The organism is Streptomyces sp. NPDC107522, assembly GCF_055657525.1.
Map to the genome: position 1 here is coordinate 96,900 of NZ_JBVKAU010000020.1, position 20,908 is coordinate 117,807.

Sequence of the window (20,908 nt, forward strand, 5' to 3'; positions counted from 1 at the left end):
CGGTCCCACAGATTCCGTTTAACCCCGTACCACTGGCCTGTTATCGGTCCCTCGCCGCCCGCAGCACCCCGTGCGTTGGCCATCCCCGTCGCCCCTCGTGACATTCCGTTTGGGTTTTCGGACCGTCAACCGGAAGACTGCACCCGTGACGTCCCGTATCCCGCGCGACTCCAGGCTTCGACTCGTCCGCCCGCGACCCCTGGCCGCCGCCCCCAGAGCCGTGAACCAGCGGCGCCCACGCCGCCCCGCACCGCGCCCCCCGGAGGGCACACCGGCCCGGGCCGAGCTGGCCAGAATGGCTCGCTCCGGTCTCGCCGCCGCGGCCCGCGTCGCCCACTGGGCCGACACCGCCCTGCGCCCCGGCCGTGACGGCGCCGGTTCCGACGGCAAGGGCACGCTCTCCGACGCGACTGCCGAACGGGCGGCCCACGACCTCGGCCTGACCGTGGCTCAGGTCCGTGCCGACTGGGACACCGCCCGCCTCGCCGGCCTCGTCGAGGTGCACGGCGACAGCGCCCGCCCCGGCTGGCGGCTGCGCGCCTGGGACCGTGACGACAGTGCCGTTCTGCGCGGCTGGGTCGCCCTCTTCGACGCCTGGTCGCTCGCCCACCCGGAACCCGAGCAGCACGAGCACGCCGCCGCCGTGGCCGACGTCGTCTCGGCCATGCCCCAGGTGCTCTCCTTCCTGCAGCTGTCCGCCGGTCCGGTCCCCGTGGAGCAGCTCCTGGACCTGCTGGAGCAGCGGGTCACCGAACTGCGCACCGAGCGCTGCGAGATCACTTACGGTCCCCGGCCCGAGCCGGTCGCCCACGCCGCAACACCCGCGGACGACACCCCTCTGGCCCCCCTCCTCGACTGGGCCCTGCACGCCCTCGCCTCCGTCGGCGCCCTCACCTACGGCGACGGACAGGCCACGCTCACCCCCCTCGGCAACTGGGCGGTCTGGGTCAAGCTGGAGCAGATCTGCGTCGCCGCCCAGAGCCCCGCCGGGAACATCGAGCAGTCCGCCGAGGACATGCTCCGAGGCTGCGCCCAGCTCCGCCCGAACGCCGCCCGTGACGAGTACCGCGCCTGGCTCGCCGCCCGCCCCGTCGGCAGCGCCGTCACCGAACTCCTCGCCGCCGCGCGCGGCGAGGACGCCCTGCTGCGCGGCCTCGCCTTCGAGGCGCTGCGCGTCGTCGGCGCCCCCGCCGAGCCCGACGTACGCGCCGTAGTCGAGGAGCCGACGCTACGGCCGTACGCCCTGCTGTGGCTCGCCGAGCACGACGGCGTCGACCCCGAGGACGCCCACGAGGTGCTCACCCGGGAGGAGGCCACCTGGCTGTGGGTCGACACCGCCGCCGCCGTCGCCGACCACGGCGAGGCCCCGATGCTCGTACGGCACCTGGAGTCCGCGCTCCAGCCGACCGTCCCCGCGCTCCTCGACGAGGTGCGCGCCGTCGGTCACCCCCGCACCGTGCAGGTCCTGGTCGCGCTCGCCGCCGCGCACCCCGACCCCGCCCTCGCCAAGGCCGTACGCCGCGCCGCCTTCCAGGTGCACACCGGGGGAAACTGAGCCGGACCGGCGCTCAGCCCTGAATCGCGGGCGCGTAGGTGCCGAAGCTCCACACATTGCCCTCGACGTCCCGGGCCATGTAGTCCCGTGAGCCGTACTCCTGGTCCGTCGGGGGCATCAGGATCTCCGCGCCGTGCTCCACGGCCCGCCGGTGGTGTGCGTCGACGTCGGCCACGACGACGTACACCCCGGTCGTGCCGGCGTCCTTCATCGCCGCGTCGAAGACGCCGCCGCGGCCCTTCGAACCGAGCATCACCGCGCCGTTGCCCTGCACGAGCTCGGCGTGCAGCACCGAGCCGTCCTCGCCTTCGTACACCGACAGCTCGGTGAACCCGAAGGCCTCCGTGAGCTGTTTGATCGCCGCCTTCGCGTCCGCGTAGAGCAGCGTCGGGTAGATGCTCGGACGCCCACCGCTCGCGTCTGCCATGCCGACCACCCCTTCGTGATCCATCGCTGTCACCTGCCGTCACACGCCGGAACATGCCGGATTCCGACCCGCAGACCAGTCTTGCAGCGACCACTGACAACGGCCCGTGAGCCGAGGTGCCCGGCCCGGCCGCAGGGCCGAACGGGGGAGAGACCTCCGCCGACGCGCCGTGTCCCGAAGGCATGCCCCGCCACCCGCACCGGGCATGGCTACGCTCTGCGCCTGATCCGCCGGAAGCAGCCGTCGGGAGAGGGCCGAGAGGCCCCACGAAGGGTCCCAAGGGGGCGTGGGTGGTTGTTCTACCGGCCGAGGCGACGCAGCGATGACCCTCGAACCGGGCGGCCGCACGAGCACCGCCGTGCCTTCCCGACCGGAGCACCTCCCGGAACCCACCCCGCGCACCACCTCACGCCGCTCCCTCCACGTCCCCCGCCCCCTCCGCGCAGCCGCCCTGGTCCTCCTCCTCGCAGCCCCGCTCCTCACCGCCGCCCACCACACCCGCCCCACCCCCTACGGCGACCACCTCACCGTCCACGCGCGCGTACGGCACACCACCGCACAGCAGCCGACGACGACCCGGTTGCGCACGCGCGGAACGGCCGTCGAGGCCTACACCCCCCGCACGGGGACGACCCACTGGCGCTACACCCGGGAAGGCCGGCGCCCGCTGACCTCTCTCCGCGTCACCTCGCCCCACGCGCGCGTGGAGGTGATCACGCTGTGGGACGACGGCATGGTCACCGACACCGACGGCCGTACCGTCCGCTGGCACCGCGCCCTGCCCGCGGCCCGCGACTGGCTCCCGGCCCACCGCGGCACCGGCGTCCTGCGCCCCCTCGGCCGCGGCATCCTCGCCGTCGTGACGCCCCGCCGCGTCTCCGCGTACCGGATCGCCGACGGCGACCTGCGCTGGGTGCTGCCGGCCCGTGAGGGCTGTGCCTTCGAACCCGCGCGTGCCGTACGTCACGGCAGGGCGCTCCTCGTCGCCCAGCCCTGCCCCCGCGCGGCCTGGACCGCACAGCTCATCGCCATGGACGACCTGGGACGCATCGCCCCGCACCGCAGACCGCTCGGCAACGAGGTCCGCAAGGGGACGGCGGCGAGCCGGGGTCCGAACACGTGAACCCAGAAAAAGTGGTTGCACGGCCCCGTTAGACTGGCTCCCATGGCCATTCTCCTCGCGCATTAGACGGCGGGAACGTCCTCAGCCGCCCATCCCGCCACCTACCCCCGCCCTGGAGTCTGTCCGTGATCTCCGCCTCCGGTATCGAGCTGCGCGCCGGTGCGCGCGTCCTCATCGAGTCCGCGACCTTCCGCGTCGCCAAGGGCGACCGCATCGGCCTGGTCGGCCGCAACGGCGCCGGCAAGACGACCCTCACCAAGTGCCTCGCCGGCGACGGCATCCCCGCCGCCGGCACCATCACCCGCTCCGGCGAGGTCGGCTACCTCCCGCAGGACCCCCGCACCGGCGACCTCGACGTCCTCGCCCGCGACCGCATCCTCTCAGCGCGCGGTCTGGACGTACTGATCCGCAAGATGCGCGACAACGAACAGCGCATCGCCAACGGCAAGGGCGCCACCCGCGAGAAGGCCCTCAAGCAGTACGAGCGCCAGGAGACGGAGTTCCTCACCAAGGGCGGCTACTCCGCGGAGGCCGAAGCCGCCACCATCGCCGCCGCGCTCAACCTGCCCGACCGGGTGCTCGGCCAGCCGCTGCACACCCTCTCCGGCGGTCAGCGCCGCCGTATCGAGCTCGCCCGCATCCTGTTCTCGGACGCGGACACCCTGTTGCTCGACGAGCCGACCAACCACCTCGACGCCGACTCGATCATCTGGCTGCGGGACTACCTGAAGACGTACCGCGGCGGGTTCATCGTGATCTCCCACGACGTCGACCTGGTCGACACGGTCGTCAACAAGGTGTTCTACCTGGACGCCAACCGCGCCCAGATCGACATCTACAACATGGGCTGGAAGCTCTACCAGCAGCAGCGCGAGGCCGACGAGAAGCGCCGCAAGCGCGAGCGGCAGAACGCCGAGAAGAAGGCCGCCGCGCTCAACGCGCAGGCCGACAAGATGCGCGCCAAGGCCACCAAGACCGTCGCCGCGCAGAACATGGCCCGGCGTGCCGAGCGCCTGCTGTCCGGCCTGGAAGAGGTCCGCCAGTCCGACAAGGTCGCCAAGCTCCGCTTCCCGGAGCCGGCGCCCTGCGGCAAGACCCCGCTGACCGCCGAGGGCCTGTCGAAGTCGTACGGCTCCCTGGAGATCTTCACCGACGTCGACCTGGCCATCGACAAGGGGTCGAGGGTCGTCATCCTCGGGCTCAACGGCGCCGGAAAGACGACCCTGTTGAGGCTCCTCGCGGGCGTCGAGCAGCCGGACACCGGCGCAGTCATCCCCGGCCACGGGCTCAAGATCGGGTACTACGCCCAGGAGCACGAAACCCTGGACCCCGACCGCACGGTCCTGGAGAACATGCGCTCCGCGGCCCCCGACATGGACCTCGTCGAGGTCCGCAAGGTGCTCGGCTCGTTCCTGTTCTCCGGCGACGACGTCGACAAGCCGGCGGGCGTCCTCTCCGGCGGCGAGAAGACCCGCCTCGCGCTCGCCACCCTGGTGGTGTCGTCGGCGAACGTGCTGCTGCTCGACGAGCCCACCAACAACCTCGACCCGGCCAGCCGCGAGGAGATCCTCGGCGCGCTGCGCACCTACAAGGGCGCGGTCGTGCTCGTCACCCACGACGAGGGCGCCGTCGAGGCACTGCAGCCGGAGCGGATCATTCTGCTGCCCGACGGTGTCGAGGACCTGTGGGGCGCCGACTACGCGGATCTCGTCGCCCTGGCTTGATCGAATGCGTGATCACCGGCGTATGGATCATTCGGCCCATTGGTGATCCATCATCTGTGTGAGATCTCCTCGTACCGAGGTGTGTACTACATCGATTTCGTGGCCGAGTCCTTTATTGACAAGGGCTCGGCCGTCGCGCGTCTCTGACCTGCCACTTCGCGAAAGAACCCGTTCGGCCGTACGGACACCACCCGCCGGAATTTCAGATTCCGCATGTGGGGATGCGCTCCTGTCGTCAAAACCTTGTCTCACGGACCTTGCCGAATGGGTGGCCATGAAGCTCCGGAGGGGTGATCATGAGGAGACCAGAGCGCACTTCCCATGAGGAGGCACGGGTGGCCGAGACTCTGAAGAAGGGCAGCCGGGTAACCGGCGCCGCGCGCGACAAGCTCGCGGCAGACCTGAAGAAGAAGTACGACTCCGGTGCGAGCATTCGGGCACTGGCCGAGGAAACCGGCCGCTCGTATGGCTTCGTACACCGGATGCTCAGCGAATCGGGCGTCACGCTTCGTGGGCGTGGCGGGGCGACACGGGGCAAGAAGGCCGCATCGTCCTGAGCCCGGGCGGCCCATCGGCTTCGATGGTGGCCACCCGGTCGGTCGGCTGATCGACCGGGTGGTTACTGTGCAGTCACTTAGGGGGTGCCCTTCCGGGCATCCCATGATGACCGCACTCATCGGAGGCACCCCATGGCTTCGTCCGACCAGGAACTGGCTCCCCTGCTCGACAAGAACGGCGTACGGCTCACCGTCGACGGCGCGATCGCCACGGTGACCCTGACCAATCCGGCCAAGCGCAATGCACAGAGCCCCGCCATGTGGCGGACGCTCGCCGAGGCCGGGCGGGTCCTGCCGGGCAGCGTGCGGGTCGTCGTGCTGCGCGGAGAGGGTAAGTCCTTCTCCGCCGGACTCGACCGGCAGATGTTCACGCCCGACGGGATGGAGGGCGAGTCCTCGTTCATCGACCTCGCGCGCAGCAGCGACGGTGAACTCGACGCTGCCATCGCCGAGTTCCAGGAGGGCTTCACCTGGTGGCGGCGCAACGACATCGTGTCCATCGCCGCCGTACAGGGCCATGCCATCGGGGCGGGCTTCCAGCTCGCGCTCGCCTGTGACGTGCGCGTCGTCGCCGACGACGTGCAGTTCGCCATGCGTGAGACCAGCCTCGGGCTGGTGCCGGACCTGACGGGTACGCACCCGCTGGTCGGGCTGGTCGGCTACGGCCGCGCGCTGGAGATCTGCGTGACGGGGCGGTTCGTGTCGGCCGAGGAGGCCGTCAGCAGCGGGCTGGCCAACCTCGCGGTGCCCGCCGAGCAGCTCGAGGACGCCGTACGGGATCTGGCGGGGGCGATCGTGTCCGCGCCGCGGGATGCCGTGATCGAGACCAAGGCGCTGCTTCGTGGTGCCGTGGACCGTACGTACGACGAGCAGCGCGGCGCCGAGCGGGCCGCGCAGGCGCGGCGGCTGCGGGATCTGGCCGGCCTCGGCGAGTGAGCCGTGCGCTGACGCGTCACGTGGCGATGAGTCATGCGCCGATCAGCCGACGGCCGTGACCAGCACCGCCACCGTCGGGTGATCCGGCAGCGCCTCTCCCACCTTCCTGCGGACCCCACGGGCCACCTCCACGGCCCGGTGGTCCGCGCTCACCGCGATCTCGACGCGCGCGTGCCGGTGCGGCAGGGCGGCCTCGTCCTGCCGCTCCTCGATGTGCACCGCTCGGGCCAACCCGCCGAAGGCGCCCGTCAATCGGGTCACGCCCGGGACCGCCTGTGCCGCGGCGCAGACGCGCTCCTCGTCGGGGTTCCCGGGCTCCGCGGCCCGCGTCGGTTCCGGCTGCCGTACGGGAGCGGGTTCCACGTCGTCGTCGAGCAGGGCCGTCACCCGTAGGTCGACCTCCGCCACCGTCAGGCCGAGGCGTTCCGTCGCCGCGGTGGCCAGCAGTTCGCGCAGCCGGTCCGCCGCTGCCGGCAACGGCTCGGTCGCCGTCGCCGCGAAATCCGCCGTCACCCGCAGGGGACCCGGCGGCAGGGCGCTCGGCGGCGGTGGTACGGCCGCCTCTCCGGCGTCGTCCGGGTCGACGAGCGCGATCCGCAGCACGCCCAGCCGTACCCCGCGCATGTCCTCGGCCGCGCGCCGCAGCACCGCCTCGGCCGCCGCCTCGGCGATCCACGCGCCGTCGCGCGGGCCGCCCAGGGGCAGGAGCCTGCCGAGGCCGAGCTGCCGTTTCACTGCCTGCGTCCATCTTTCCGCCGTCATTCCTCCAGCCTGCCGTATCCCTGGCGCGCGATCGCGTAACCGTGATTAACGTGGTCAAAGGACGACAACCGAAAAGGATGTGCGGCCATGACTGAGATGACGGAGCAGAACCGGGGGACGGAAGGCGAGGCCCCCATCACACGGAAGGCTCAGACGAGGCGTGGCGGGGGAGACCCCGGCTCACGGGGGCGGACGACCATCGCGGACGGCGTCGTGGAGAAGATCGCCGGGATGGCCGCACGCGACGTGGACGGCGTGCACGCCATGGGCAGCGGACTGGCGCGGACCTTCGGGGCCGTGCGCGACCGGGTCCCGGGCGGGACGAAGGCGGTCACGCGCGGGGTGAAGGCCGAGGTCGGCGAGGTACAGGCCGCGCTCGACCTGGAGATCGTCGTCGAGTACGGCGTGTCGATCGCCGATGTGGCCCGGGACGTGCGCGAGAACGTGATCACCGCCGTCGAGCGGATGACCGGCCTCGAAGTCGTCGAGGTCAACATCGCGGTGAGTGATGTGAAGCTTCCGGAGGAAGAGGAAGAGGAACCGGAGCGTCGGATCCAGTGAGGCGCCGGCGACCGGACGACGCAAGGGCCGGGGAGTTGCTGAGGAGCTGAGGAGCGCACCATGAGCATGGCCGTGGTCGGCATGATCGCCGGCATGGCACTGGGCTTCGCCGGGTATTTCGGCGGATTCGGAGCCTTCCTGCTGGTGGCGGCCCTGGGCGCCGTCGGTTTCGTCGTCGGGCGGTTCCTGGAAGGGGAGTACGAGCTCGGTGACTTCTTCCGGCGCCGTGACGAACGGCGGCGGTGACGCCGGTGAGCACGGGGGCCGGTGAACTCGGCAGACCCCTTCCCGTCGTCCCGCCGGGCGAGCGCGGGGCGACCCGGATCGCCGACCGGGTCGTCGCGAAGGTCGCCTCCCAGGCCGCGCGCGAGGCGGTGGGGAAGCCGCCCGCGGACGCCGCCCGGCCGTACGCCAATGTCGTCGTCGCCCACGACACCGCCCGGGTCCGCGTCCACGTCGAACTCGAGTACCCCACCGACATCGGCGCGCGTTGCGCGGCCGTGCGTCGGCATGTCGCCGAGCGGGTAGGCGCGTTGGTGGGCATGGAGGTGCCGGAGGTCGCCGTGCACGTGGAGCGGCTGCACCCGGCGCCCGGACAGGGCGCGGCACAGGGGAGGACGCGATGAGCGAGTCCCAGGGTTCCGAAGGCACCACACAGCGACTGCCGGTCATCGAGAAGGAGACCGGCCCCGACACCCTCGACCAGTCGGCGTCGGCGGCGGACTACAAGCCCCCACCCGCACTCGACGGCGAGGACGGCGCGAACCGCCGCTTCTGGTCGGCACGCCGCATCCCGGCCGCGATCACGGCTCTGCTGCTCTTCGTCGTCGCCGGCTTCTTCCTGTACGACATCGCCTCCGTGCGCGCCGACCGGCCAGCCATGCGCTGGCGCCGGGAACTGGCCCGCGGACTCGCCGAACGCCCCCTCGACGACACCTGGGTGCTCGTCGGCGCGGGTGTCGCCGCCGTCCTCGGCCTCTGGCTGCTCGTCCTGGCCACCACGCCCGGGCTGCGGTCGGTCCTGCCGATGCGGCGCACCCACCCCGACGTACGCGCCGGCCTCCACCGAGAGCTGGCCGCCCTCGTGCTGCGCGACCGGGCCATGGAGGTCTCCGGCGTCCAGTCGGTCCGGGTGCGGATGCGCCGGAGGCGGGCCGACGTCCGCGCCGTCTCCCACTTCCGCGAGCTGGACGACGTACGCGCCGACCTGGACGCCACGCTCGCCGACGCGATCAGGGGCCTGGGCCTGACCCGGCCGCCCGCGCTGTCGGTGCGGGTACGGCGGCTCGGACGGAAGGGGTGAGTGCCGTGCTCAGGGTGGTCAACCGGGTACTGATCGGGCTGGTCGGGCTGGTGCTGCTCGTGATCGGCGGTTCCGTACTGGCCGTGGGACTCGGGCTGGACCCCCCGTCCTGGTGGATCCACGACAGCCGGCACGACGTCCTGCTCAGCGAAGCCGAACGGACGCGCTGGCGGGACGACGGCTGGTGGTGGCCGACGGTCATCGCCGTACTCGCCGTCCTTGTCCTGCTCGCCCTGTGGTGGCTGACCGCGAACCTGCGTCGGCACCGCCTCACCGAAGTCCTCGTCGACACCGGCGACGGCGAGGGCGCACTGCTGCGGGGCCGGGCTCTGGAGACCGTCCTGGCGAACGAGGCGACGACTATGGAGGGTGTCCACCGCGCCCACGTCCACCTGTGGGGCCGCCGCAGCGCACCCGAGACCCGGGTACGGCTGCTGCTGGAGCCGCACGTGGATCCCGGGACGGCACTGAACGGCCTCACGGCACAGGCCCTCACCCACGCCCGCAATTCAGCGGGCTTGGCGCAATTGCCGACCGAGGTCCGCTTGAAGGGCGTCAAGCGCCGTGCTGAGAGGGTGAGTTGAGGCGCCCCGACAGGGGCGCGGGGCTGTATCGATATGCGGCTCCGCCGCGCGGGCGCGATCAGGCCCCACAAACCGTCAGACGGCAATGGCGCTCAAAACCCGTGCCGCATCCCGCCATCCACAGGCAACATGATCCCCGTCAGATAAGACGCGGCCGGAGACAACAAAAACGCAGCCGCACGCCCGAACTCCTCCGGAGTCCCGTACCGTCGCAGCGGAATGCGCGCCTCGTTCGCCGCCCGAGTCGCCTCCGGGTCGGCGGACATGCCGTCCAGCTCCCGCACCCGATCCGTGTCGATACGGGACGGAAGCAGCCCCACGACCCGAATTCCCCGCGGCCCCAACTCGTCCGCAAGGGACTTGGCGAACCCGGCGAGCCCCGGCCGCAGCCCGTTTGAAATCGTCAGCCCAGGAATCGGCTCATGCACCGAACCCGACAGCACGAACCCGATGACGCCACCCTCGTCGAGCTCCGCCGCTGCCGCCCGCGCGAGCCGGACCGCGCCCAGAAACACCGACTCGAACGCGGCCTGCCACTGTTCGTCCGTGTTGTCCGCGACGAACCCGGCAGGCGGCCCACCGACACTGACGAGAATGCCGTCGAACCCGCCGAACCGCTCACCCGCCGTGGCGATCAGCCGCGCCGCCGCCTCAGGATCGGCGTTGTCGACGGCCACACCCACGGCATTCGACCCCAGCTCAGCAGCCGCGGCGCCGGCCCGCTCGGCGTCCCTGCCCGTCAGGACAACCTTCGCCCCGTCGGCCACCAGCTCACGCGCCGCCGCGTTGCCCAGTCCGCGGGTGGCCCCCGTGACGACGTACACCCGGTCCTTCAGTCCAAGATCCATGGCCCCTATCCTGCCCCGTCGCCCCCGAACAGGGCGAGGGCGGTGTTCACCAGGCCGATGTGGCTGAAGGCCTGCGGGAAGTTGCCGAGCTGGCGGTCGGCCACCGGGTCGTACTCCTCGGACAGCAGGCCCACGTCGTTGGCGAGACCCACCAGCCGGTCGAACAGCTCACGTGCCTCCTTCGTACGCCCCGTCATGTGCAGCGCCTCCGCGAGCCAGAACGAGCAGGCAAGGAACGTGCCCTCGTCACCCGGCAGCCCGTCGACGGTCGTGCCGTCGGTGCTGTAGCGGCGCAGGAAGCCCTGATGGCTGAGCTCGGCGCGGATCGCGTCGATGGTGCCGAGGACGCGCGGGTCGTCGGGCGGCAGGAAGCCCACCCGCGGGATGAGCAGCAGCGCGGCGTCGAGTTCACGGGAGCCGTAGAACTGCGTGAAGGTGTTCCGCTCGGCGTCGTAGCCCTTCTCGCACACCTCGCGGTGCACCTCGTCGCGCAACTCCCGCCAGCCGTCGAGGTCGCCCTGCAGCTTCGGGTTCTTCTCCAGAGTGCGCACCGCCCGGTCCGCGGCCACCCACACCATCACCTTCGAGTGCACGAAGTGACGGCGGCCGCCACGCACCTCCCACAGTCCCTCGTCCGGCTGGCGCCACGCCGAGCGCAGCCACTCCATGAGGGAGGCCTGGATCGCCCACATGTGCGGCTTGATGGGCAGGCCCGCGTCCCGGGCCAGGGCCAGCGTGTCCATGACCTCGCCGTACACGTCCAACTGCAGCTGTTTCACGGCCTCGTTGCCGATGCGTACGGGAACGGAGCCGGCGAAGCCGGACAGCCACGGCACCTCGAACTCGGGCAGCCGCCGTTCGCCCGCCAGGCCGTACATGATCTGCAGGTCGGCCGGATCACCGGCGACCGCGCGCAACAGCCAGTTGCGCCAGGCCTCGGCCTCCTCCCGGTAGCCCGCCGACAGTCCCACGTTCAGCAGGAGGGTGGAGTCGCGCAGCCAGCAGTAGCGGTAGTCCCAGTTGCGGACGCCGCCCAGCTCCTCGGGGAGCGAGGTGGTGGGGGCGGCGACGATGCCGCCGGTCGGCCGGTAGGTGAGGGCCTTGAGGGTGATCAGGGAGCGGACGACGGCGTCGCGGTGCGGGCCGTCGTAGTGGCAGCGCCCCGCCCACTTGCGCCAGTCGCGCACGCTGGCGCGCAGCGCCTTGTGCGGGTCGACGAGCGGTGGGCGCGGCTCGTGCGAAGGGTGCCAGGTGAGGACGAACGCGACCTTCTCGCCCTTGTCGACGGTGAACTCCGAGTGCGTGCCGAAGTCCTTGCCCCAGGTGTGCACTTCGGGTTCGCTGCGCAGCCAGACCGAGTCCGGGCCGGCGACGGCCACCCGGTGCCCGTCGGACCTGCGCACCCAGGGGACGATCGAGCCGTAGTCGAAGCGGAGCCGCAGGGTGCTGCGCACGGTGACACGGCCGCGCAGGCCCTCCACGATGCGCACGAGGTCGGGGGCGCGGTCGCGTTGGGGCATCAGGTCGGTGACCCGGATCGCGCCCTCGTCGGTCTCCCACTCGGTGTCAAGGACCAGGGTGTCCCGGCGGTAGGCGCGGCGGGTGCAGGGGCCTTTCGCGTGCTTGGGGGCGATGCGCCAGTGGCCGTTGTCCGTGTCGCCGAGGAGCCTCGCGAAGCAGGCGCCCGAGTCGAAGCGGGGCAGGCACAGCCAGTCGACGGAGCCGTCCCTGCCGATCAGGGCGGCCGTCTGCTCGTCGCCGATGAGGGCGTAGTCCTCGATGCGCGGGTGCACGCAAGTGCGGGTTCCCCGAGGGCCGGTAGGCCAATCAGGGGTGGGGCCGGGGGAGTGACGCGCCCGCCGCGGACCCGGTGCCGGAGAAGATCACGCCGGGGTCCGCCGGCGCCTGGTTGAGGACCCACAGGCCGATCAGCGTGGCCAGGGCGAACACGACCATGACGAGGACGGCGAGGACGAGCCGGCGCCGGCGTTCCCGGCGCAGCCATTCGCCGCGCGCCGTGCGATAGGCGTCGGGCGCCGCCTGCACCCCGTCGGCGAGCGCGGAGAGCGCCTCGCGAAGTTCCTGCTCCGTGCGGTCCGGACCGGTGCCCCGCGACCCAGTCGCGTCTCGATGCGTCATCGCCGGGCCTCCATCGCCTGGGTCAGGGCGGCGAGGCCGCGCGCCGTATGGGTCTTGACGGAACCGCAGGAGATCCCCATCGCCGCGGCGATCTCGCTCTCCTTCAGCCCGAGCCAGTGCCGCAGCACCAGCGCCTCGCGCTGCCGGGCGGGCAGTTGCTGGAGCGCGTCGATCAGGACGCGCTGGTCGTCGTGGAGCAGCGCGGTGCTCTCGGCGGAGGCGACGAGCTCCTCGGCGGGCTTCTCCACGTGCTTGCGGGCCACTTGGAGATGCCGTATCCGCATCCGCGTCAGATTACAGACGGTGGAGCGCAGATACGCCTCCGCCGCCTCGATGTCCCTCAGCCGCCGCCACTTCCGGTAGATCTGGTAGTAGGCCTCCGCGACCACGTTCTCCGGGTCGTCGGCACCGAGCAGGACGGCGAGGCGCAGCATCGAGGAGTAGTGCAGCTCGAACAGGCGGGCGAGGCCCGCCTCGCGCTCCAGGTCCGCCGGGTCGCTCACCGCGGGGGCGAGGGGCACGGCCGGTACGGGAGTCTCTGATTGAGTCTCCGTTTCGCGTCTCAGATGCTGTCTCACGGGTTGTTCGCTCCCGTCTCGGGGCGCCGCCTGACACTCAGGCGTGACGGCAGGTCGGTGAGGTCGGCGCCGCGCGGGACGCCGAGGCGTTCGAGCATCGCGGTCCCGGCCACGGCGACGGTCAGGTTGAGCAGCAGGGCGGCGAGCCCGGCGTAGATCTCCGGCCCGGAGCCGAGGGCCACGATCGACGAGAACCCCTCCCGTACGACCATGTAGGTCCCCGCCACCATGCCCACCGCCCATCCGGCGAGCAGCGCCCGCGGATGCAGCCGCCCGGTGAACAGCCCGACCGCGACGGCCGGGAAGATCTGCAGGATCCAGACCCCGCCGAGGAGCTGGAGGTTGATGGCGTCCTGGTCGCGCAGCCCGAACACGAACGCCACCGCGCCCACCTTCGCGGTCAGCGACACCGCCTTGGCGATGCGCACCTGCCGCTTGGGCGTGGCCGTCGGATGGACGTACTCGACGTACACGTTGCGCACGAAGCTCGTGGCGGCCGCGATCGACATCACCGCCGCCGGGACCAGCGCCCCGACGGTGATCGCGCCGAACACCAGCCCGGCCAGCGGGCCCGGCATCAGCCGGTCGACCAGCATCGGTACGGCGGCCTCGGCGCCGCCGGCCGGGGCGCGCACGCCCGTCGCCAGGGCCGCGATGCCGAGGAAGCCGAACAGGGCGAGCAGCCCGGTCCAGGCGGGCAGGGCCACGGACACCTTGCGCAGCGTCTGCGGGCCGTCGGCGGCGAAACCGGCGGTGAGGACGTGCGGGTACATCAGCAGCGCGAGCGCCGATCCGAGGGCGAGGGTGGCGTAGGCGGGCTGCTGCTCGGGGGTGAGGAGCAGCGCCGGGCCGCCGAGGCGCTCGGCCGCACCGTCGAAGACGGCGCCCGGGCCGCCGAGCCGGTCGAGCACCAGCCAGGTCACCGCGGTCAGCGAGACGAAGACGGCCACGGCCTTGAGCGCGGAGATGACGGTGGGGGCGCGCAGCCCGTGCCGGTAGGTGGCGACCGCCAGCCCCGCGAACAGCGCCACCATCACCAGATCACCGGCCGCACCCCGCGGATACACACCCCCCGCCGCCAGCACCGCCCGTATGCCGAGCAGCTGCAGCGCGAGATACGGCATCGTCGCGAGGATCCCGGTCAGCGCGACCACCAGCGCCAGCGGCGGCGAGCCGTACCGGCCGCGCACGAAGTCGGCCGCCGTGACGTAGCCGTGCGTGCGGGCCACGGTCCACAGGCGGCTCAGCAGTACGAAGGCGATCGGGCAGACGATCACGGTGTACGGCACCGCGAAGAAGGCGGGGGCGCCGTTGCCGTAGGCCAGGCCCGGTATGGCGGCGAAGGTGTACGCGGTGAAGATCGTGCCGCCGAGCAGCAGCCAGGTCCACACCGGGCCGAGGCTGCGGTCGGCGAGCGCCCAGCCCTCCAGGGACGGCAGGCGATCGCTCGTACGCAGGCGCCGCGCGGTGACGGCGAGCAGCGACGCTCCGCCGATCACGGCGAGAAACGTCGCGGTCATGGCGCCATCGGCCATGGGTCACCGTCCTTGGTGTGCCTGTGCCCTCACGCGAGTAGTTGCGCGAGCGGCCGGAACGGATGACAGAAAACCGGGGGGAAATCTTCTGGAAATTCGCTGTCAACCGGATCCCGCGGGTGGGCAACTCTTGCACAGACCGACAGCGAGCGGGAGAGGAGCGCAGGTCATGGCACGGACCGGGCATCACCGGCTACGGCGCGTCGCGATCGCCGTACTGCTTCTGGCGCCCGCCGCAGGCCTGCTGTGGGTCCCCTGGTACGCCGGTGCCGAACCGCGGTTGGCCGGGACGCCGTTCTTCTACTGGTACCAGCTCGCCTGGGTGCCGGGGTGCGGCCTCTGCCTGCTCGCGGCGTACGCGCTGACGGACCGACATCGACATCGCTGAGCCGCACGTTCCCTTACGGCTTCACCGCCGGTCTGCTTCACCCCTGCTCTGCCCCTGTTCTGCCCTGTTTCGCGTCACCCCCTGCTGTGCCCACCTGTTGAGGTCAGGAGCCGCCATGCCCACATCAGCCATGCCCGAATCCGGCCGCTCGGCGCCGGAAAAGTCACGAATGGCGCCGAAGTCGGTCGCGATCTGGAGTGCCGTCGCCCTGGCCGGGGCCCTCGGCTGGGCCGTGCTCGCCCTGTCGCGGGGCGAGGAGATCTCGGCCGTCTGGCTGGTCGTGGCGGCCCTCGGCTCGTATGCGATCGCCTACCGCTTCTACTCGCGGTTCATCGCCCGCCGGGTCCTCCAGGTCGACGACACCCGGGCCACTCCCGCCGAACGTCTTGAGGACGGCGTCGACTACCACCCCACCGACAAGCGGGTGCTGTTCGGCCACCACTTCGCGGCGATCGCCGGCGCCGGCCCGCTGGTCGGCCCGGTCCTGGCCGCGCAGATGGGATACCTCCCCGGCACGATCTGGATCATCGCGGGCGTGATCTTCGCCGGTGCGGTGCAGGACATGATCGTCCTCTTCCTCTCGATGCGCCGGGACGGCAAGAGCCTGGGCCAGATGGCCCGGGACGAGATCGGCAAGGTGGGCGGTGCGGCCGCGCTGATCGGCGTCTTCGCCATCATGATCATCCTGCTGGCGGTCCTCGCGATGGTCGTCGTCAACGCGCTGGCGGAGTCCGCGTGGGGCACCTTCTCGGTCTCCATGACCATCCCGATCGCCCTCTTCATGGGCTTCTACATGCGCTACCTGCGCCCCGGCCGGGTCGTGGAAACGAGCCTCATCGGCGTGGCCCTGCTGCTGCTCGCCATCCTCGGCGGCGGCTGGATCCAGGACTCCTCGCTCGCCGAGTACTTCGTCTGGAGCCCCGAGACCCTGGTCTTCTGCCTGGTCGGCTACGGCTTCTTCGCCTCGGTGCTGCCGGTGTGGATGCTGCTGGCGCCCCGTGACTACCTCTCGACCTTCATGAAGGTCGGCACCATCGCCCTGATGGCCGTCGGCGTGGTGATCGCCGCCCCGAACCTCAAGGCCGAGTCGGTGACCGACTTCGCCTCCACCGGCGCCGGACCGGTCTTCGCCGGTTCCCTCTTCCCCTTCCTCTTCATCACCATCGCCTGCGGCGCCCTGTCCGGCTTCCACGCCCTGGTCTCCTCCGGCACCACGCCGAAGCTGATCCAGAAGGAGTCCCAGGTCCGGCTGATCGGCTACGGCTCCATGCTCACGGAGTCCTTCGTCGCCGTCATGGCCCTGATCGCCGCCTGCGTCCTCGAACCGGGCCTCTTCTATGCCATGAACTCCCCGGCCGCACTGCTCGGCCCGACCGTCGACACCGCCTCCGAAGCGGTGAAGAACCTCGGCTTCACCATCACCCCGGACCAGCTCACCGCCGCGGCCAAGGCCGTCGAGGAGGAGACGCTGGTGGGCCGCTCCGGTGGCGCGCCGACGCTGGCCGTGGGCATGTCGGAGATCTTCGCCGGGGTGTTCGGCGGCGCCGGGATGAAGGCCTTCTGGTACCACTTCGCGATCATGTTCGAGGCGCTGTTCATCCTCACCACGGTGGACGCCGGCACCCGCGTCGGCCGCTTCATGCTCCAGGACATGCTCGGCAACGTCTGGAAGCCGATCGGCCGCGTCACCTGGAAGCCCGGCATCTGGATCACCAGCGCCCTGGTCGTCGGCGCCTGGGGATACTTCCTCTACGCCGGTGTCACCGACCCCCTCGGCGGTATCAAGCAGCTCTTCCCGCTGTTCGGCATCGCCAACCAGCTGCTCGCCGCCGTCGCCCTCGCCGTCACCACCACCGTGCTGATCAAGTCGGGCAAGCTGCGCTGGGCGTGGGTCACCGGCATCCCGCTGGCCTGGGACGTGGCCGTCACCTTCACCGCCGGCTGGCAGAAGATCTTCTCCGAGAACCCGGCGATCGGCTTCTTCGCCCTGCGCGACAAGTACGCCCAGGCCATCGAGGACGGTCAGCTCCTCCCGGGCGCCACGAACATGGACGACATGCACACCATCGTCGTCAACAACACGGTCGACGGCGTGATCATGGCCGTCTTCCTCCTGCTCGTCCTCACGGTCCTGGTCAACTGCGCCGTGGTCTGCGTCCGCGCCGTCCGCGCCCCTCAGCCGTTGCCGACGACCGAGGCACCGTACGTCGAGTCCCGCATCGACGTGCCGGAGCAGGCCGGTGAGCCGCTGGTGGGGGTCCGGTCATGAGGGCGGTGCGGTGGGTGCGGTGGTATGTGCGTGAGCTGATGGACGTACTGAGCCTGCTGCACCGGGAGGACCAGCCGGAGGGCCGCTGCTGCTGATGCCGGAGGGCGGCTGCGGGTGGTTCGTGGTCGCTCGCGCCCGCGCGGCGGAGCCGCATGGCGACACAGCCCCGCGCCCCTTGAGTGCGTGCAGTGGACGCACCTGTAGGGGCGCGGGGAACTGCGCGACCAGCCCCGACTACCCGCAGCCGCCCGAAACCCAGAACCCCCACGGCGAGACATGGACCCACATGCTGAGACGCCGACCATCCCTCCTCATCCGCCCCGAACTCGACGACGACCCCCTCCACAGAACCCTGCGCGACCTCCGCCCCACCCAGCAGCTCCACGGCCTCGGTGCCGGCCGCTCCAGCCCCGCATGGGAACCCGTGGCGGAACTGCTGCACACCACCGGACGCGACTGGGACCGCCGTACCCACCGGGTCTCCGTCCTCGCCCAGGAGCTACCCGTCGCCGTCTCCGAGAGATGGGCCACCGACCGCCCCGACGACGGAGACGCCCTGGTCCTGCGCGCCTTCGTGCAGTCGGCCAGAGCCCCGGCCGAGGGACACCCCGCGGTACGCCGTGCCGAGCAGACGTGTCTGCGTGCCGCTGCGGCCTGCCCGGAGGACCCCACGCCCTGGCTGGCGCTGCTGTCCCTGATGCACGCCTGTGCCGTACCGGTGCGGGACGCCGTGCCGGTGTGGACCCAGGCCGTCAACCGGGCGCCCTGGCATCGCACGGCCTACCACCTGATGCTGCGCTACCTGTCGCCGCGCGGGCACGGCGCGGTCCCCGACATGATGGACTTCGCCTGGCAGACCGCTTTCCAGGCACCGCACGGATCCCCGATCGCCCTGCTGCCGGTGGCGGCCCGCGTGGAACTCGCCGCCCACCAGCAGGACCGGACGGGCGTCGCAGCGCTCGGCGCGAGCGGTCACTGGAACGAACCCAGGGCGGTACGGGAGATCGACACGGCCCTCTCCCGCTGGTTCCACACCGCCGCGGCCCCGCACGCCGAAGCCGTCACCGACCTCAACCTGCTCGCCTTCGCCCTGACCCGCGCCCACCGCCCGGACGACGCGGGCCGGGTCTTCCAGCGCATCGGCCGCCACATGACCCGCCACCCGTGGGACCTGCTGCCCGAGCCGGAACGCACCTTCGTCTACTGGCGCGACCAGCTGACCGGCCGCCGCCGCGGCTGAAAGCGGTGGAACCGGTGCCGTTACACCGGGGCCGGCGTCGTCTCCGTCTCCTCCGGTGCCGCCGCCTGCGCCCGTTCCCGGGCCTCGCGGCGGGCCAGGACGAACCAGCCGATCGGAACGCCCGCCGCGAACAGCCACCACTGGATGGCGTACGCGTAGTTCAGCGGAGCGTTCTCGTTGCCGGGCTTGCCGATCAGCTCCGGCGTGTCGCCCTCGGGCTCGGGTGCCGTCTGCACGATGTAACCGCCGAGCACCCGGGCGTCGAGGCGCTGTGCCTCCTGCTCGCTGTTGATCAGCATGAGCTGCCGGTCGGGGAGGCCCTTGAGGTCCTTGATGCCGCTCGCCTCGGTCGTCTCGTCCGGCATCAGCCGACCGGTGACGGTGATCCGGCCGCTCGGCGGCGCGGGGACCTTGGGAAACGCCGTCTGGCTCGGGCCGTCGGCGGGGATCCAGCCGCGATTGACCAGCAGCACCTTGCCGTCCGTCAGGACGAAGGGGGTCAGGACGTGGAAGCCGACTTCCTCGTCGGCGTTGACGCGCCGCCTCACGACGACTTCCCGCTCGGTGTCGAAGCGGCCCTCGGCGGTCACCGAGCGGTACCGCTCCTTGGAGGTGACGGTGTGTCCCGGGGAGGTCAGCCTCTCCACGGGCACCGGCTTCGCGCCCAGCGCGTCGGCGACCAGCTGGTTGCGTGCGGAGCGCTCCTCGTAGCGGTGCATCTGCCAGATGCCCAGCCTGATCATCGTGGGGATGAGGAGGAGGGCGACCAGCGTGAGGATCACCCACTGCCGGGACAACAGGAAGCGGTACACCCCACGACCGTACAACTCGGTCGTGGGGTGATCTCAGGCGGGTCCGCGTCCGGGTCCGGGTCCGGACCGGGCTCACACTTTGTCGACGATCCCCACCTTCCCCTCCTCGCGGGCGCAGTGCGCACCGCAGTACCAGTGGCCCTCGACCTCGACGCCCTGCCCGATGATCTGGACACGGCAGTGCTCGCAGACGGGTGCCATGCGGTGGATCGCACAGGAGAAGCAGTCGAAGACGTGCACCGCGCCCTGCGCGTGCACCTCGAAGGTCATGCCGTAGTCGTTTCCGCACACTTCACATGTCGCCATGCGCCACAGGGTGAGCCGTCACCGCGGCCCGGGCGAGGGGGCTCCGGGCGAGTCGCGCGGCAATCACCCGTCCGTACGGTCACTGCTCCGACGCCGGTTCCACGTCCCTGAGGAGTTGCCCGAACGCCGCCTCGTCCACCACCGGCGTCCCGTACTGCCGGGCCTTGACCACCTTCGAGGTACCCGCGTCCGGGTCGTTCGTGACGAGCAGGCTGGTCAGCCGGGACAGGCTCGTCGACACATGCAGCCCGGCCTCGATCGCCCGGTCCTCCAGCAGATCGCGCTCGATCGACGTGTCTCCGGAGAAGGCGACCCGCATGCCTTGTTTGAGTCTTTTGCCCTCTTCGTAGCGTCCCGGGTTGGGGTACGGGCAGGCGGGCCTCTTCCGGGACGGACGCCAACTGGTCGGCCGATAGCTGCTGGAGCCGCCGTAGCCCCCGCTTCCGCCCGCCTGCTGTCCGATCCGCGGTGCGGCCGTGTCCCGCCACTCGGTCAGTGGCCGGCACTCCTGCAGCGGCAGCCGTACGCTGTCCGCGGCGGCGGCCCGCAGGCTCGGCCGGAACGCCTCCGCCAGCACGCGCGCGTCGTCCAGCGCGTGGTGCGCGCGCTGCTGTACGACGCCGAAGTGCGCGGCCAGCGACTCCAGCTTGTGGTTGGGCAGCGGCAGCCCCAGCTCCTTGGACAGTGCGATGGTGCACAGCCGCTGCCGCACCGGGGCCTGGCGCTCCGCGCGCGCGTACTCCCGCGCGATCATCTGCCAGTCGAAGACTGCGTTGTGCGCGACGAGCACGCGGCCGTCCAGCCGGGCCGAGAACTCCTCGGCGATGTCCTGGAAGAGGGGAGCGCCCTCCAGTGCCTCGCTCGTCAGACCGTGGATCCAGACCGGGCCCGGGTCGCGCTCCGGGTTGACCAGCGTGTACCAGTGGTCCTCGACCTCGCCGCGCGCGTCCAGCCGGTAGACGGCCGCGGAGATTATCCGGTCGTCCCGGGCCAGGCCGGTGGTCTCCACGTCAACGACCGCGTATCCCTGCGGATACGCGGCCGGCCACGCCGTGGCGGAGGACGCTGCGGTCACATGGTCTTCGAGCATGGTCACTGAGGATACGGGCCGGGACTGACAGTCCTGTCCGTCAGGTGCCTTGCCCCGCCCGCCCGTTCGGGCGCTCCGAACACAAGGACGTCAACGCGTCGGCGCACACGCGGGGTTGCTGTGCCCAGGTCGGCCGGATGCCTGCCCGGGAGCGTCGGTACGTCCCTGATG

At 71.4% G+C, this 20,908-nt stretch carries 23 protein-coding genes; 13 read left to right on the forward strand and 10 right to left on the reverse strand.

Annotated features, from left to right (window positions below):
• Nucleotides 1–145: 145 nt before the first annotated feature.
• A complete protein-coding gene (locus ACZ7L6_RS38125; RefSeq protein WP_471932181.1) occupies nucleotides 146–1,555 on the forward strand; it encodes a hypothetical protein in 1,410 nt (469 codons plus the stop codon).
• Nucleotides 1,556–1,568: 13 nt separating this feature from the next.
• Here ACZ7L6_RS38125 and ACZ7L6_RS38130 read toward each other — a convergent pair whose 3' ends face one another.
• The gene (locus ACZ7L6_RS38130; protein ID WP_471932183.1) at nucleotides 1,569–1,982 is read right to left on the reverse strand and encodes a VOC family protein; all 414 of its coding nucleotides are present in this window, start codon (nucleotides 1,980–1,982) and stop codon (nucleotides 1,569–1,571) included.
• A 322-nt stretch (nucleotides 1,983–2,304) separates the two neighbouring features.
• On the opposite strand from ACZ7L6_RS38130, the gene ACZ7L6_RS38135 reads away from it, so the two are divergent.
• From ACZ7L6_RS38135 to ACZ7L6_RS38150, 4 genes are all read left to right on the forward strand, one after another.
• Complete coding sequence (locus ACZ7L6_RS38135) at nucleotides 2,305–3,105, forward strand: hypothetical protein (RefSeq protein WP_471932185.1); 801 nt, start codon at nucleotides 2,305–2,307, stop codon at nucleotides 3,103–3,105.
• 125 nt (nucleotides 3,106–3,230) lie between these two features.
• On the forward strand, nucleotides 3,231–4,829 hold the full coding sequence (locus ACZ7L6_RS38140; protein ID WP_471932187.1) for an ABC-F family ATP-binding cassette domain-containing protein: 1,599 nt from the start codon (nucleotides 3,231–3,233) through the stop codon (nucleotides 4,827–4,829).
• A gap of 335 nt (nucleotides 4,830–5,164) precedes the next feature.
• Nucleotides 5,165–5,386: a helix-turn-helix domain-containing protein gene (locus ACZ7L6_RS38145; protein WP_004002281.1), complete on the forward strand. Its 222-nt coding sequence runs from the start codon at nucleotides 5,165–5,167 to the stop codon at nucleotides 5,384–5,386.
• 132 nt (nucleotides 5,387–5,518) lie between these two features.
• The gene (locus ACZ7L6_RS38150; RefSeq protein ID WP_471932189.1) at nucleotides 5,519–6,322 is read left to right on the forward strand and encodes an enoyl-CoA hydratase/isomerase family protein; all 804 of its coding nucleotides are present in this window, start codon (nucleotides 5,519–5,521) and stop codon (nucleotides 6,320–6,322) included.
• A gap of 42 nt (nucleotides 6,323–6,364) precedes the next feature.
• Here the strand turns inward: ACZ7L6_RS38150 and ACZ7L6_RS38155 are convergent, their stop codons facing one another.
• Nucleotides 6,365–7,084, reverse strand: coding sequence for a nucleopolyhedrovirus P10 family protein (locus tag ACZ7L6_RS38155; protein ID WP_471932191.1), 720 nt, complete (start codon nucleotides 7,082–7,084; stop codon nucleotides 6,365–6,367).
• An 87-nt stretch (nucleotides 7,085–7,171) separates the two neighbouring features.
• On the opposite strand from ACZ7L6_RS38155, the gene ACZ7L6_RS38160 reads away from it, so the two are divergent.
• From ACZ7L6_RS38160 to amaP, 5 genes are read left to right on the forward strand one after another with little or no spacing between them, the layout of a single operon-like run.
• Nucleotides 7,172–7,645: an Asp23/Gls24 family envelope stress response protein gene (locus ACZ7L6_RS38160; protein WP_471932193.1), complete on the forward strand. Its 474-nt coding sequence runs from the start codon at nucleotides 7,172–7,174 to the stop codon at nucleotides 7,643–7,645.
• Between the two features lie 60 nt (nucleotides 7,646–7,705).
• Nucleotides 7,706–7,891 carry a hypothetical protein gene (locus ACZ7L6_RS38165; protein WP_062709653.1) on the forward strand — a complete coding sequence of 62 codons (186 nt, stop codon included), beginning with the start codon at nucleotides 7,706–7,708 and terminating at the stop codon, nucleotides 7,889–7,891.
• Nucleotides 7,888–8,271 carry an Asp23/Gls24 family envelope stress response protein gene (locus ACZ7L6_RS38170; RefSeq protein ID WP_471932195.1) on the forward strand — a complete coding sequence of 128 codons (384 nt, stop codon included), beginning with the start codon at nucleotides 7,888–7,890 and terminating at the stop codon, nucleotides 8,269–8,271. The genes ACZ7L6_RS38165 and ACZ7L6_RS38170 overlap by 4 nt, the downstream gene beginning before the upstream one ends.
• Nucleotides 8,268–8,948: a DUF6286 domain-containing protein gene (locus ACZ7L6_RS38175; RefSeq protein WP_471932197.1), complete on the forward strand. Its 681-nt coding sequence runs from the start codon at nucleotides 8,268–8,270 to the stop codon at nucleotides 8,946–8,948. Before ACZ7L6_RS38170 ends, ACZ7L6_RS38175 begins: the two co-directional genes overlap by 4 nt.
• A gap of 5 nt (nucleotides 8,949–8,953) precedes the next feature.
• A complete protein-coding gene (gene amaP, locus ACZ7L6_RS38180; protein ID WP_471932199.1) occupies nucleotides 8,954–9,532 on the forward strand; it encodes an alkaline shock response membrane anchor protein AmaP in 579 nt (192 codons plus the stop codon).
• 92 nt (nucleotides 9,533–9,624) lie between these two features.
• On the opposite strand, the gene ACZ7L6_RS38185 is transcribed toward amaP, so the two are convergent.
• Genes ACZ7L6_RS38185 through ACZ7L6_RS38205 form a run of 5 tightly spaced genes read right to left on the reverse strand, consistent with a single transcriptional unit; the run spans nucleotide 9,625 to nucleotide 14,632 of the window.
• Nucleotides 9,625–10,380 carry an SDR family oxidoreductase gene (locus tag ACZ7L6_RS38185; protein ID WP_471932201.1) on the reverse strand — a complete coding sequence of 252 codons (756 nt, stop codon included), beginning with the start codon at nucleotides 10,378–10,380 and terminating at the stop codon, nucleotides 9,625–9,627.
• A 5-nt stretch (nucleotides 10,381–10,385) separates the two neighbouring features.
• The gene (locus ACZ7L6_RS38190; protein ID WP_471932203.1) at nucleotides 10,386–12,173 is read right to left on the reverse strand and encodes a glycoside hydrolase family 15 protein; all 1,788 of its coding nucleotides are present in this window, start codon (nucleotides 12,171–12,173) and stop codon (nucleotides 10,386–10,388) included.
• Between the two features lie 34 nt (nucleotides 12,174–12,207).
• Nucleotides 12,208–12,519: a hypothetical protein gene (locus ACZ7L6_RS38195; protein ID WP_471932205.1), complete on the reverse strand. Its 312-nt coding sequence runs from the start codon at nucleotides 12,517–12,519 to the stop codon at nucleotides 12,208–12,210.
• Complete coding sequence (locus ACZ7L6_RS38200) at nucleotides 12,516–13,085, reverse strand: sigma-70 family RNA polymerase sigma factor (RefSeq protein WP_471932290.1); 570 nt, start codon at nucleotides 13,083–13,085, stop codon at nucleotides 12,516–12,518. Before ACZ7L6_RS38200 ends, ACZ7L6_RS38195 begins: the two co-directional genes overlap by 4 nt.
• Nucleotides 13,086–13,093: 8 nt before the next feature.
• On the reverse strand, nucleotides 13,094–14,632 hold the full coding sequence (locus ACZ7L6_RS38205; RefSeq protein WP_471932207.1) for a sodium:solute symporter family protein: 1,539 nt from the start codon (nucleotides 14,630–14,632) through the stop codon (nucleotides 13,094–13,096).
• A 169-nt stretch (nucleotides 14,633–14,801) separates the two neighbouring features.
• Between ACZ7L6_RS38205 and ACZ7L6_RS38210 the strand changes: the two genes are divergently transcribed.
• From ACZ7L6_RS38210 to ACZ7L6_RS38220, 3 genes are all read left to right on the forward strand, one after another.
• Nucleotides 14,802–15,020, forward strand: coding sequence for a DUF3311 domain-containing protein (locus ACZ7L6_RS38210; RefSeq protein WP_471932209.1), 219 nt, complete (start codon nucleotides 14,802–14,804; stop codon nucleotides 15,018–15,020).
• A 115-nt stretch (nucleotides 15,021–15,135) separates the two neighbouring features.
• Nucleotides 15,136–17,289 (forward strand): carbon starvation CstA family protein, encoded by a 2,154-nt coding sequence (locus ACZ7L6_RS38215; RefSeq protein WP_471932211.1) that lies wholly within the window; start codon nucleotides 15,136–15,138, stop codon nucleotides 17,287–17,289.
• Nucleotides 17,290–17,575: 286 nt separating this feature from the next.
• On the forward strand, nucleotides 17,576–18,529 hold the full coding sequence (locus tag ACZ7L6_RS38220; protein WP_471932213.1) for a hypothetical protein: 954 nt from the start codon (nucleotides 17,576–17,578) through the stop codon (nucleotides 18,527–18,529).
• 20 nt (nucleotides 18,530–18,549) lie between these two features.
• Here ACZ7L6_RS38220 and ACZ7L6_RS38225 read toward each other — a convergent pair whose 3' ends face one another.
• The 3 genes from ACZ7L6_RS38225 to ACZ7L6_RS38235 form a co-directional block, all read right to left on the reverse strand.
• A complete protein-coding gene (locus tag ACZ7L6_RS38225; protein WP_471932215.1) occupies nucleotides 18,550–19,341 on the reverse strand; it encodes an SURF1 family cytochrome oxidase biogenesis protein in 792 nt (263 codons plus the stop codon).
• A 72-nt stretch (nucleotides 19,342–19,413) separates the two neighbouring features.
• Nucleotides 19,414–19,647: a hypothetical protein gene (locus ACZ7L6_RS38230; protein WP_079051088.1), complete on the reverse strand. Its 234-nt coding sequence runs from the start codon at nucleotides 19,645–19,647 to the stop codon at nucleotides 19,414–19,416.
• A 79-nt stretch (nucleotides 19,648–19,726) separates the two neighbouring features.
• Nucleotides 19,727–20,737: a DEDDh family exonuclease gene (locus ACZ7L6_RS38235; RefSeq protein WP_471932217.1), complete on the reverse strand. Its 1,011-nt coding sequence runs from the start codon at nucleotides 20,735–20,737 to the stop codon at nucleotides 19,727–19,729.
• Nucleotides 20,738–20,908 lie beyond the last annotated feature (171 nt).